A 12673-nucleotide genomic window follows, 5' to 3' on the forward strand; every position below is an offset into this window, starting at 1 on the left:
GAACGTGCCCGACGACTCAGGAGCAGCACGAGCACGACAGCGCACGGGAACCGGGATCGGCCTGCTGCTGGTCCTGGTTCTCGGCGCTGTCCTGCTCATCGCCCTGCCGGACGACGACGGTTCGAGCGGCGACGGCGCATGCCGGGGCCTCACGGTCGGCTCCTGGGAGGCGGACGGCGGCCTCACCGCCGAGTTCTCCCGCTACGGCGACGACGCGAGCCGCACCGACGACTGGACCGGCGGCGACGGCACCCACTCGGTGCGGCTGCCGGACGGGCGGGTGCTGTGGCTGTTCTCGGACACCTACCTGGGCCGGGTGTACGGCCCGCCCAACCCGCACGGCGAGTCCTACGCCTGGCGGGACGCCACCACGCCGCTGGTGCGCAACTCCGCCGTGCTGATGCGCGACGGCCGGCTCGAATCCACGCTGCCCGCCCCGCTGTTCGCCGACCCGGCGCCGAACCAGTGGCGCTGGCCGGTCGCCGCCCGCGTCGAACCCCGCTCCCCCGGTGCCTCGGAGCAGGTCGTCCGGGTGCTGCTGTGGGTGCGCACGGCAGGGCAGGCCCCCTGGATCTACGGGGTGCCCACCGCCACCGAGGTCGCCACCCTGTCGCTGCCCGGCCTGCGCCTGGAGTCGATCGTCGAGGTGCTCGACCAGCAGCCGGTCCCCGACCCGTCCCGGCGCGTGCTGTTCGGCACGACGCTGGTCGAGGAGGACGGCTGGACCTATGTGTTCGGCGGCGACGACGGCCGGGCCGCCTCCCGTCCCGCCTCGCACGCGTACGCGGCCCGGATACCGGAGGGCGGGCTCGCCGACCCGGACGCCTGGCAGTACTGGAGCGGCTCGGCGTGGGTGCCCGGCGCCCGCCCCCGGCCGGTGCTCGGGGACGGACGGCGCAAGGGCGTGGGCAGCGCGTTCACGGTCGTCCGGGAGGGCGGCACGTACCTGCTGTTCACGATGGCCGCCGGCCCGAAGGGGCTGACCACGGTGGCGTCTTACTGGGCCTGCTCCCCGGCCGGGCCCTGGCACGGGCCGGGGAAGGAGTTCACCCCACCGCTGCCGCAGGGGCAGGTGGCCGCCTACAACCCGCAGGCGCATCCGGTGCTGAGCGGTGGCGGACGGCTCGTCCTGAGCTACGACGTCAACTGGCTGGAGACGACGGGCGCCGCCGCCCAGCTCAGCCGGAACGTGTCCCTGTACCGACCGCGGTTCGTGTCGTTGCGGCTGGCTGCGGCGCGGTGACCTCGCCCGCCGCTTCCCGCGCGCGCCGCTTGGCGATCACCGCGCACACGATCAGCTGCATCTGGTGGAAGAGCATCAGCGGCAGCACGGCGAGCGCCGCCTGCGCGCCGAACAGGACGCTCGCCATGGGCAGCCCGGCGGCCAGGGACTTCTTCGAGCCGGCGAACTGGATCGCGATCCGGTCCGCCCGGCCGAAGCGCAGCGCCTTGCCGCCGTACCAGGTGGCCAGCAGCATCACGGCCAGGATCACCGCCTCGACGACGAACAGGCCGCCCAGCCGCGCGGGGCTGACCTGGTGCCAGATGCCCTGGACCATGCCCGCGCTGAACGCGGTGTAGACGACGAGCAGGATCGAGCCGCGGTCCACCAGCCCGAGGACCTGCTTGCGGCGGGTGACGAAGCCGCCGATCCAGCGCCGCAGCAGCTGCCCCGCGAGGAAGGGGACCAGCAGTTGCAGCACGATCCGCAGCAGCGAGCCTGCGGAGAATCCGCCGCCGTGGCCGCCGAGCAGCGAGGCCGCGAGCAGCGGGGTGGCGATGATGCCGACGAGGGAGGAGAAGGAGCCCGCGCAGATCGCGGCGGGCACGTTGCCGCGGGCCATCGAGGTGAAGGCGATCGACGACTGGACGGTCGAGGGGACGAGCGTGAGGAAGAGCAGGCCCTGGTAGAGCGGGTGCGTCAGGATCACCGGCACCAGTCCGCGGGCCGCGAGCCCGAGCAGCGGGAAGACGAGGAAGGTGCAGGCCAGGACGGTGACGTGGAGCCGCCAGTGCCGCAGGCCGTCGAGCGCCTCACGGGTGGAGAGCCTCGCGCCGTAGAGGAAGAAGAGGAGGGCGACCGCGGCTGTGGAGGCACCGGAGGCGACATCGGCGGCCGGTCCACGCGCCGGGAACAGTGCGGCGAGGCCCACCGTCCCGAGGAGTAGCAGGATGTAGGGGTCGATCGGCATCCAACTCGGCCAGTGCAGGCGTTTCACGGTGCTCCACTTGCTGGGTACTTCGGTCGGTCCGGGGCCGCAGCGGCCCCCTTCCATCCTGCTCCCCGACTTGGCGATCGGGAATCCCGTACACGGCTCTCACTGTCATCACGTTCCGCGATAACGTGGAAGGCATGTACGACCCGTCCCAGCTGCGCACGTTCCTGTCGGTGGCGCAGACGCTGAGCTTCACGCAGGCCGCACGGCGGCTCGGGCTGCGGCAGTCGACGGTCAGCCAGCACGTGCGGCGACTGGAGGACGCGGCAGGGCGGACGCTGTTCACCCGGGACACGCACTCGGTGGAGCTGACGGAGGACGGCGAGGCCATGCTCGGCTTCGCTCGCCGGATCCTTGAGGTGCACGAGCAGGCGGCGGCGTTCTTCACGGGCACCCGGCTGCGCGGCCGGCTGCGCTTCGGCGCCTCGGAGGACTTCGTGCTGACCCGGCTGCCCGAGATCCTCGAGGGCTTCCGGCACGAGCACCCGGAGGTCGACCTGGAGCTGACGGTCGAACTGTCGGGCACGCTGCACGAGCAGCTGGCCGCCGGGAAGCTGGATCTGGTGCTGGCCAAGCGGCGGCCCGAGGACCCGCGGGGCGAGCTGGTCCGGCACGACCGGCTGGTGTGGATCGGCGCGGAACGCCTCCGGCTCGACCCGGACCGCCCGGTGCCGCTCATCGTCTACCCGCCGCCGGGCATCACCCGCGCGCTCGCCCTGGAGGCCCTGGAGCGGCAGGGCCTCCAGTGGCGCGTGGTGTGCACCAGCGGCAGCCTCAACGGCCTCGTCGCGGCGGCCCGGGCCGGTCTCGGCGTGATGGCGCACTCCCGCGGCCTCATCCCGCCGGGACTGGCCCGGGTCCCGGACCGGGCGGGGCTGCCGGAACTGGGACAGGTCGACTTCGTGCTCGTCCACGGCCGGCGCCGGACCTCCGCCCAGGGCGCGGCAGACGCTCTGGCGGCGGCGATCCTCGCGGGCGGGGACCGGCTGCACCGCAGTGAGCGCAAGGGCCTGTGACGAACCGGAGTGACGGAATCCGCCGCCACTCCGCTGACAGAAGAGGCCCCGTTCGAAGGCGCGTCGCACTCCGGCCGGACTCGTACAGATTCGGTGGAGATTACGGCACCGAAACTTACTCAACCGTCAGGAATGTGTCCGACCCTTCCCCATGTGAGCGCTTTTTCCCTCGCTGACCAGCGCAGACAAGAGCGATGCTCGCCTTCGTACCCCCTCCCGCCCCCTGCCTGTGTGGGGTAGCTTTCACGGCGCTGTGCGGAGCGTCACTCGACAGGAGCGCTGAGGAGCGGGGAGCGGGGTTTGCGCGAGTTCACCAACCCTCCGTTGGCGTTGGCACCTCCGGTGGGCGGTCTGGCCGACGTGGTCTTCGAGCATGCCCAGCAGGACCCGCTGCGCATCGCGCTGGGCCGCAAGGACGAGTCCGGCCAGTGGCGGGACGTCACCAGCGCCGAGTTCCGCGACGAGGTGCTCGCCCTGGCCAAGGGTCTGCTGGCGAGCGGCATCCGGTTCGGCGACCGGGTCGCGATCATGTCCCGCACGCGCTACGAGTGGACCCTGTTCGACTACGCGCTGTGGACGATCGGCGCCCAGGTCGTACCGGTCTACCCGACGTCCTCGGCCGAGCAGTGCTTCTGGATGCTGTACGACGCCGAGGTGACGGCCGCGGTCGTGGAGCACGAGGACCACGCGATGACGATCGCCACCGTCATCGACCGGCTGCCCCAGCTGCGCCTGCTGTGGCAGCTCGACTCCGGCGCCGTGCACGAGCTGTACGACGCGGGCGCGCACCTGGACGACGAGGTGGTGCACCGCCACCGGCAGGCCGTCACACCCGACTCGGTCGCCACGATCATCTACACGTCGGGCACCACCGGGCGCCCCAAGGGCTGTGTCATCACGCACGGCAACTTCATGTACGAGGCGGACACCGTCATCGAGCGCTGGGAGCCGGTGTTCCACTCCAGGCGCGGCGACGAGGCGGCGACCCTGCTGTTCCTGCCGCTCGCGCACGTCTTCGGGCGGATGGTCCAGGTCGCGGGGATCCGCGGCAGGGTGAAGTTCGGCCATCAGCCGCAGCTGAACGCCGCGGCCCTGCTGCCCGACCTCGCCGCGTTCCGGCCGACGTTCTTCCTGGCGGTGCCGTACATCTTCGAGAAGGTGTTCAACGCGGCCCGCCGCAAGGCCGAGAAGGAGGGCCGCTCCGGGGCCTTCGAGAAGGCCGTCGACGTCGCGATCAAGTACGCGGACGCGATGGAGGCCAAGGCCTGGGGCACCGGTCCCGGCCCGTCGGCGGGGCTGCGCATGCAGCACCAGCTGTTCGACAAGCTGGTCTACGCCAAGATCCGCGCCGCGATGGGCGGCCGGATCAAGCACGCGATGTCGGGCGGCTCGGCGATGGACCGCCGGCTCGGTCTGTTCTTCGCCGGGGCGGGCGTGCACATCTACGAGGGCTACGGCCTGACCGAGTCCACGGCCGCCGCGACCGCCAACCCGCCCGGGCGCACCCGCTTCGGCACGGTCGGACAGGCCATCCCCGGCATGACCGTGCACATCGCGGACGACGGCGAGATCTGGCTGCACGGCGAGAACGTCTTCCAGGGGTACCTCAACAACCAGAAGGCCACCGACGCGACCCTTCACGACGGCTGGCTCGCCACCGGTGACCTCGGCGCGCTGGACGAGGACGGCTTCCTCACCATCACCGGCCGCAAGAAGGAGATCCTGGTCACATCCGGCGGCAAGAGCGTTTCGCCCGGTGTGCTGGAGGAACGCGTCCGGGACCATCCGCTGGTCAACCAGTGCATCCTCGTCGGCAACGACCGCCCGTACATCGCCGCCCTGGTGACCCTCGACCAGGAGGCCGTGGAGCACTGGCTGGCCATGCGGGCCAAGCCACAGCTGTCCCCGGCGGAGCTGGTGCGCGACGCGGATCTCGAGACGGAGGTGCGCCGCGCGGTGGTCGCCGCCAATACCCTGGTCTCGCAGGCCGAGGCGATCCGTACCTTCCGCATACTGGCCCAGCCGTTCACTGAGGAGCACGGATTGCTGACCCCGTCCCTGAAGCTGAAGCGGAAGGCGATCGAGAAGGCGTACGAGAACGAGGTCGAGGCGCTCTACCGGGCGTGACGTGCGCCCCACGGGGCAGGTGGGACTTCGGAATTCTCCCGTCAGGAATGCATCACCGCCCGTGATCGTTGACGATGGGAAGCACACCTGACCACTTACCGAAGGATCGAGAGCTCGTGAGCAAGGTCCCCCAGATCATCCTGAACAACGGCGTCGAGATGCCCCAGCTGGGCTTCGGCGTCTGGCAGGTGCCGGACGACGAGGCCGAGACGGCCGTCGCGGCGGCGCTGGAGGCCGGGTACCGCAGCATCGACACCGCGGCGATCTACGGCAACGAGGAGGGCACCGGCAAGGCCATCGCCGCCGCCGGTCTCCCCCGCGAGGAACTCTTCGTCACCACGAAGCTCTGGAACGCCGACCAGGGGTACGACTCCACGCTGCGCGCCTTCGACACGTCGCTGGACAAGCTCGGCCTGGACTACGTCGACCTGTACCTGATCCACTGGCCGACGCCGGAGCGTGCTCTGTACGTCGACACCTACAAGGCGTTCGAGAAGCTGCACGCCGACGGCCGGATCCGGGCCATCGGTGTCTCCAACTTCCTTCCCGAGCACCTTCAGAAGCTGATCGGTGAGACGTCGGTCGTCCCGGCGGTGAACCAGATCGAGCTGCACCCCCACCTCCAGCAGCAGGCCGCCCGTGAGTACCACGCGGAGCAGGGCATCGCCACGGAGGCCTGGTCGCCGCTCGGCCAGGGCAAGGGCCTGCTGGAGGTCCCGGCGATCGTGGCCATCGCCCGCAAGCACGACCGCACCCCGGCCCAGGTGGTGCTGCGGTGGCACCTCCAGCTGGGCAACGTGGTGATCCCGAAGTCCGTGACGCCGTCGCGGATCAAGGAGAACATCGAGGTCTTCGACTTCAGCCTCGACGACGAGGACCTGGCGGCGATCAGCGCCCTGAACGAGGACCGGCGCCTTGGCCCGGACCCGGCGGAGTTCAACGGAGCCTGAGCCGCACCGCCGGCGCCCCGGTCCCGATGCCCTGATGGGCCGGGACCGGGGCGCCGCCGTTTCTCCCGCCCGCTCGGTCCGGCCGCCTCACCGGCCGTAGCAGGGCCGTCGGCGCTACGCGGGCCGGACCGCCGTGTGCACCGTGTGGGCCTCCAGGACGAACACGTCCGGGCGGCGGTGCAGGCTCGCCTCGTCGTCGGGGTCGAGCAGGCGGTCGACAGTCGCGAGGTCCTCGGCGTCGAGCCCCTCGGTGAGCTTGTCGCGCATGTGCGACAGGGACGCCACGACATACGCACGCGCCCGGTCCGAGGCGGGCGCCGGGAGGTCGAGCAGGAAGCTGTGCGTCCTCGTGTGCTTCAGGCCCGCGGCGGCCAGCAGGGCCGGCCAGTCCTCCGTCTCGGCGACGTGCCCGGGCAGATCGGTGCGCATCCGGGTGAACCACTCCGACTCCACGGCGCCGATCCGGGCCTGGAGGCCGGGCCGGCCGATGCCGATGTCGCGCGGCAGGAACCGCGCGGGCAGACCGCCCTCCATGAGAGCCAGCGTGCCGCCGGGTGCCAGCCGTGCCGCGAACGCGGCGAGTGCCGCCCGCTGGTCGCCGAGGTGGTGCAGGCTGCGGCTCGCCCACAGCAGGTCCGCCGGATACTCCAACTCGCCCAGCACGTGGGGGAGTTGCCCGGCCAGAGTGCTGAAGCGGTCGGCGACCCCCTGCCGCTCGGCCCGCGCCCGGGCCCGTTCCAGCAGCGGCTCGGAGCCGTCCACGGCCACGATCCGCGCACCGGGGAACGTCTCCGCGAACAGGCACGCCACGACGCCCGGCCCGCTGCCCGCGTCGACGATCAGCCCCGGCTCGGTCACCTCCTTCGCCAGCCAGCCCAGTGCCCGCTCGTACAGGGACGCGAAGAGCTCCGCCGAGGACTCCAGCATGTGGCCCATCTCGGCCCAGTCCATGTCGGTGTGGTCGTGGTGATGACCACGCTCGGGCTCGTGGTCGTGGTCGTGCTGGTGCGCCATGGTGGTCAGCCTCTCGCTCGGATGCGGTCAGCGTGCGCCGACGCACCGTGCGGAGGCCACCGCTGTTGCCGGTCCCGCAAAATCCGCCGGGGCGCGAGCCCCGGCGGATCAGCGGATCAGCACAGACAGGTCAGGACAGCGGCGGGTACGCGTTCTGCATCAGCTGCCGGAACTGGGCGGAGAACCAGTGCCCGGACAGCGGCGCGTCCGCCAGGGCACCGGACATGTTGTTGTTGTTGCGCGGGTTGCCCGTGTAGGTCGGGTCGCACATGCGGTCGAACCCCTTGCCTTCGTCGTTCGGGATGACCTTGCTCGCCCCGTCGGACTCGCCCGGCGGCTTCATCCACACGTACGCGTCGATCCCCGCCGCCGGGGCGGCCTGCGGGCGCTCGCCGAGACCGGCTCCGGACTGGTTGCACCAGTTGCCGGTGTTGAAGCGGCGGTCGTAGCGCCCGCCGTCGACGTACGTGTCGACGCTGGTCGTCGCGCCCGGTCCGGTGGGCCGTGCGGTGCCGCCCCAACCGTTGCGGGAGGTGTCGATCAGCATGCCGATGTTCGCGTTGAAGCCCGTCGTGACCAGCTGGTTGCGGAAGGCCTGGGCGAAGGACAACTCGTCGGTGTAACGGTTCCAGTCGAGCCACTTCGACTCGCGGACGGACTTGCCGGCCACGGTGTCGTTGATGGTGAAGTTGTTCTCCTTCAGGGCGCTGTAGTTCGCCGTGTTGGTGATGAAGCCGTGGACGTCGTTCACGGTCGCGCCCTCGGCGGACGCGGCCTCCTTGAACAGGGTCGCGGAGGCACCGAAGTTGTCGTCCCAGCCGATCCAGCCGTGGTGCCCGGCGTCGACGTAGTTGTAGACGTTCGGCACGTCACCGAGCTTGTTGAGCGCGTAGCCGACGCCCTTGACGTAGTTGCCGTTGGCCTTCATCACGTCGCACTGCGGGACGGCCGTCGGGCGGCTGCCGGTGTTGGTGACTAGGTTGGGCAGAGAGTCGATCTCGACCGTGGTGACGATCCGCAGCGAGGAGTACTTCGAGTCGGCGAGGATCGCCTTGATCGGGTCGATGTACTGCGTCTTGTACTTGTCGATCTCGTCGGGCTTCAGCTCGCCGTTGGAGGCGAGGGCCGCGCAGTCACGGCCGGGCAGGTTGTAGATGACGAGCTGGACGACGAGTTCGCCGGAGCCCTTCTGGCGCAGCGCCTCGTCGAGGTGAGCGCGCAGGCCCATCTTGCCGCCCGCGCCGTTGATGGCCGCGGTCCGGTCCAGCCAGACACCCGTGGGCTGGTTGGAGACACGGCTGCCGCCCGGCTCGGCGGCGGCCTTCGCGGACCACTCCGGGTTCACGTACACCTTGGCGCCCTCGTAGGGGTTGTTCACCCGGTTGGCGGGGCCGCCCGGGTCCGGCGGATCGGTGGGGCCGCCGGGACCGCCGTCGTCGACGTTGCAGGTCACGCCGTCGAGAGTGAAGGTGGCCGGGATCGCGTTGCTGCCGCTGTAGCTGCCCTGGAAGCCGAAGCTGACCGAGCCGCCGGTCGCCAGCTGGGCGTTGTAGCTCTCGTTGGCGGCGGTGACGGCGGCCCCGCTCTGGCTGATCTTGGCGTTCCAGCCGCTGGTGACCTTCTGGTTCCCGGCGTACGACCACTTCAGCGACCACGAGGACTTGGCGGCGCTGTTGTTGGTGAGGGTCACGGCGGCGGTGAAGCCGGTGCTCCACTGGTTCTGGATCTTGTAGTCGACGGTGCAGGGAACGGCGGCGATGCCGGCACTGCCCGGGTCGACGGCGAAGGCGGTGCCGGTCGCGCCGGCGACCAGGGTGACGGCGGCCAGTAACGCGGTTCTCGTACGGCTCATGAGTGGGGGTCCCTCTTCCGTTGGGTTCCTTGCGATTTCCGCGGTTCCGTGGGGGGTTCTTCAGGTGCGGTGAGGCTTCGCGGGCATGCCGGAGCCGGTGCGGCGCCGTACGCGGCCGACGCGGGGCAGCAACTGTCCGCCGCACGCGGCGTCTCGCGCCGGCGGCGGCTCAAAGTACTGAACGCGGGGGGTGTCGCATGAGCGACTCCTTGCAGGTCGGGCGTGCCGTTACGGACGCGTCGACTGATGGAACCGCTCCCACTGGTGTCAAGGAAGGTAGCGCCAAGTGACGGTAAAGAACAGGGGAGTCACTGACTTTTGCTCAACGCGCGGCGTCGAATCTTTTCGACTCTTCAAGGACCTTGACCGGTACCTGACGCGTCCGCACTATGGGAGCGCTCCCACTGGTTCAAGCCTTGACTTCTCCGAGCCGCAAGGAGGAACCAGCACCATGCATCCCCCACCCCGGAGACGCGGAGCGGTACGGCGGTTGTGGACCGCCGCCCTCGCAGCTCTCGCGCTTCCGTTGACGATGCTCTCCTCAGGGTCGACTCCCGCGCAGGCGGCGGCACTTCAGTGCAGTGTCGACTACAAGACGAACGACTGGGGCTCCGGTTTCACGGTGGACCTGACCCTCACCAACCGCGGCACGGACGTCATCGACGGCTGGACGCTGACCTACGCCTACTCCGGCAACCAGAAGCTGGGGAACGGCTGGAACGGCACCTGGTCGCAGTCCGGCCAGAACATCACCGTGAAGAACGCCGGCCACAACGCACGGGTCGCCGCGGGCGCCGCCGTCTCCACCGGCGCGCAGTTCTCCTACAGCGGCGGCAACACGGCGCCGACATCCTTCTCGGTCAACGGCACACCCTGCACCGGCGCGCACCAGCCGCCGATCGCCGTGCTGACCAGCCCGAGCGCGGGCGCCGTGTACACCCAGGGCCAGGCGGTGCCGCTGGCGGCCACCGCCGCCGCCGCGGACAACGCCACGATCAGCAAGGTGGAGTTCTACGACGACACCAAGCTGCTGGGCACGGACACGAGTGCGCCCTACGCGCTGTCCGTCTCGGACCTGACCGTGGGCAGCCACTCCCTGGTGGCGAAGGCCTACGACAGCACGGGCGCCTCCGCCGACTCCACCCCGGTCGGCATCACCGTCGCCTCCGGCCCGACCGTCGTGGCCTCGCCGCTCCAACTGGGCGTCCAGTCGGGCAAGTCGGGCACCTACGAGGTGAAGCTGTCCAAGCAGCCCTCCGCGAACGTGACGGTGGCCTCGGCCCGGGCCAGTGGCAACTCGGGGCTGTCGGTCTCGGCCGGCGCCTCGCTGACCTTCACGCCGCAGAACTGGAACACCGCGCAGAAGGTGACCGTCACCGCCGCGGGCTCCGGCAGCGGATCCGCCGTGTTCGAGTCGACGGCGCAGGGCCACGCCAAGGCCTCGGTCACCGTGACCCAGCTGGCGGCGGCGAAGGTGTACGACGCCCGCTTCCTGGAGCTCTACGGGAAGATCACCAACCCGGCGAACGGCTACTTCTCCCCCGAGGGCATCCCCTACCACTCGGTCGAGACGCTGATCGTCGAGGCGCCGGACCACGGCCACGAGACCACCTCGGAGGCGTACAGCTACCTCCTGTGGCTCCAGGCCATGTACGGCAAGGTGACGGGTGACTGGTCGAAGTTCAACGGGGCGTGGGACCTCATGGAGAAGTACATGATCCCCACCCACGCCGACCAGCCGACCAACTCCTTCTACAACGCCTCGAAGCCGGCGACCTACGCGCCCGAGCTGGACACGCCGGGCGAGTACCCGGCCAAGCTCGACACCGGCGTCTCGGTCGGCCCTGACCCGATCGCGGCCGAGCTGAAGAGCGCGTACGGCACGGACGACGTCTACGGCATGCACTGGCTCCAGGACGTCGACAACGTCTACGGCTACGGCAACTCGCCCGGCAAGTGCGAGGCGGGCCCGTCGGACACCGGCCCGTCGTACATCAACACCTTCCAGCGCGGCGCGCAGGAGTCGGTGTGGGAGACGGTGCCGCAGCCGACCTGCGACGCCTTCAAGTACGGCGGCAAGAACGGCTATCTGGACCTGTTCACCGGTGACGCCTCCTACGCCAAGCAGTGGAAGTTCACCAACGCGCCGGACGCCGACGCACGGGCCGTACAGGCCGCGTACTGGGCGGACATCTGGGCGAAGGAGCAGGGCAAGGGCAGTGCCGTGTCCGCGACCGTCGGCAAGGCCGCCAAGATGGGCGACTACCTGCGCTACTCCATGTTCGACAAGTACTTCAAGAAGATCGGCAACTGTGTCGGGCCGTCGACCTGTCCGGCCGGCACCGGCAAGGACGCCTCGATGTACCTGATGTCCTGGTACTACGCATGGGGCGGTGCCACCGACACCTCGGCCGGCTGGTCGTGGCGCATCGGCTCCAGCCACGCCCACGGCGGCTACCAGAACCCGCTCGCCGCTTACGCGCTGAGCAACTACGCCCCGCTGAAGCCCAAGTCGGCGACGGGCGCGGCCGACTGGGCCAAGTCCCTCGACCGGCAGCTGGAGTTCTACCGCTGGCTGCAGTCGGACGAAGGCGCCATCGCGGGCGGCGCGACCAACAGCTGGGCGGGCCGGTACGCGACCCCGCCCGCCGGGAAGTCGACGTTCTACGGCATGTACTACGACGAGAAGCCCGTGTACCACGACCCGCCGTCCAACCAGTGGTTCGGCTTCCAGGCGTGGTCCGTGGAGCGGGTCGCCGAGCTGTACCAGCAGACGGGGAACGCGAAGGCCAAGGCGGTCCTCGACAAGTGGGTCGACTGGGCGCTGTCCAAGACCACGTTCAACCCGGACGGCACCTACCGCATCCCGTCGACGCTGCAGTGGTCGGGCCAGCCCGACACCTGGAACGCGTCGAGCCCCGGGGCCAACAGCGGGCTGCACGTCACCGTCGCCGACTACACCAACGATGTCGGTGTGGCGGCCTCGTTCGCCAAGACCCTGACGTACTACGCGGACCGCTCCGGTGACACGGAGGCCGCGGCAGCGGCGAAGAAGCTGCTGGACGGTATGTGGGCGAACCACCAGGACGATCTCGGGATCGCCGTCCCGGAGAACCGCGCGGACTACAACCGGTTCGACGACCCGGTGTCCATCCCGAGCGGCTGGACGGGCACGATGCCGAACGGTGACGCGATCAACTCGTCGTCGACGTTCGACTCGATCCGGTCCTTCTACGAGGACGATCCCGCCTGGTCGAAGATCGAGAGTTATCTGGCGGGCGGTGCCGTTCCGTCGTTCACGTATCACCGGTTCTGGGCTCAGGCGGATATCGCCTTGGCCATGGGCTCGTACGCGGAGCTCCTCGAATAGCCCCCGCCGGGCGCTCCCCTCGAGAGGTAGGCGCGTCCGAAGCTCTGCGTACTTGGCCCTGCACCTGACGCGGGGCCACGGCCGGGCGGTTCCCACCCGCACTGGGAGCCGCCCGGCCCTCGCACGTT

At 70.2% G+C, this 12673-nt stretch carries 8 protein-coding genes; 5 read left to right on the plus strand and 3 right to left on the minus strand.

Going from position 1 to position 12673, the window contains the following annotated elements:
* Window positions 1-4: 4 nt before the first annotated feature.
* Window positions 5-1243, plus strand: a complete 1239-nt coding sequence (locus IO24_RS0116235; protein ID WP_031136334.1) for a DUF4185 domain-containing protein — start codon at window positions 5-7, stop codon at window positions 1241-1243.
* Here the strand turns inward: IO24_RS0116235 and IO24_RS0116240 are convergent.
* Window positions 1179-2192, minus strand: a complete 1014-nt coding sequence (locus IO24_RS0116240; RefSeq protein ID WP_031136335.1) for a bile acid:sodium symporter family protein — start codon at window positions 2190-2192, stop codon at window positions 1179-1181. The genes IO24_RS0116235 and IO24_RS0116240 overlap by 65 nt on opposite strands.
* 161 nt (window positions 2193-2353) lie before the next feature.
* On the opposite strand from IO24_RS0116240, the gene IO24_RS0116245 reads away from it, so the two are divergent.
* The 3 genes from IO24_RS0116245 to IO24_RS0116255 all read left to right on the plus strand — a co-directional run bounded on the left by IO24_RS0116245 (window position 2354) and on the right by IO24_RS0116255 (window position 6309).
* On the plus strand, window positions 2354-3232 hold the full coding sequence (locus IO24_RS0116245; protein ID WP_031136336.1) for a LysR substrate-binding domain-containing protein: 879 nt from the start codon (window positions 2354-2356) through the stop codon (window positions 3230-3232).
* A 300-nt stretch (window positions 3233-3532) separates the two neighbouring features.
* A complete protein-coding gene (locus tag IO24_RS0116250) occupies window positions 3533-5359 on the plus strand; it encodes an AMP-dependent synthetase/ligase (protein WP_031136337.1) in 1827 nt (608 codons plus the stop codon).
* A gap of 74 nt (window positions 5360-5433) precedes the next feature.
* Window positions 5434-6309, plus strand: a complete 876-nt coding sequence (locus tag IO24_RS0116255; RefSeq protein ID WP_045296228.1) for an aldo/keto reductase — start codon at window positions 5434-5436, stop codon at window positions 6307-6309.
* Window positions 6310-6423: 114 nt separating this feature from the next.
* On the opposite strand, the gene IO24_RS0116260 is transcribed toward IO24_RS0116255, so the two are convergent.
* On the minus strand, window positions 6424-7323 hold the full coding sequence (locus tag IO24_RS0116260) for a class I SAM-dependent methyltransferase (RefSeq protein ID WP_031136340.1): 900 nt from the start codon (window positions 7321-7323) through the stop codon (window positions 6424-6426).
* Between the two features lie 130 nt (window positions 7324-7453).
* Window positions 7454-9175, minus strand: coding sequence for a glycoside hydrolase family 6 protein (locus tag IO24_RS0116265; protein ID WP_031136342.1), 1722 nt, complete (start codon window positions 9173-9175; stop codon window positions 7454-7456).
* A gap of 451 nt (window positions 9176-9626) precedes the next feature.
* Between IO24_RS0116265 and IO24_RS0116270 the strand changes: the two genes are divergently transcribed.
* Window positions 9627-12545, plus strand: coding sequence for a glycoside hydrolase family 48 protein (locus tag IO24_RS0116270; protein WP_031136344.1), 2919 nt, complete (start codon window positions 9627-9629; stop codon window positions 12543-12545).
* Window positions 12546-12673: the final 128 nt, after the last annotated feature.

The sequence above is a fragment of the Streptomyces flavovariabilis genome (assembly GCF_000725785.1).
Lineage (GTDB): Bacteria > Actinomycetota > Actinomycetes > Streptomycetales > Streptomycetaceae > Streptomyces > Streptomyces hawaiiensis.

Coding starts and splice junctions, on each gene's coding strand:
- IO24_RS0116240 (WP_031136335.1), bottom strand. CDS start 2,192: ATGCCGATCGACCCCTACATCCTGCTACTCCTCGGGACGGTGGGCCTC.
- IO24_RS0116245 (WP_031136336.1), top strand. CDS start 2,354: ATGTACGACCCGTCCCAGCTGCGCACGTTCCTGTCGGTGGCGCAGACG.
- IO24_RS0116255 (WP_045296228.1), top strand. CDS start 5,434: ATGGGAAGCACACCTGACCACTTACCGAAGGATCGAGAGCTCGTGAGC.
- IO24_RS0116260 (WP_031136340.1), bottom strand. CDS start 7,323: ATGGCGCACCAGCACGACCACGACCACGAGCCCGAGCGTGGTCATCAC.
- IO24_RS0116265 (WP_031136342.1), bottom strand. CDS start 9,175: ATGAGCCGTACGAGAACCGCGTTACTGGCCGCCGTCACCCTGGTCGCC.
- IO24_RS0116270 (WP_031136344.1), top strand. CDS start 9,627: ATGCATCCCCCACCCCGGAGACGCGGAGCGGTACGGCGGTTGTGGACC.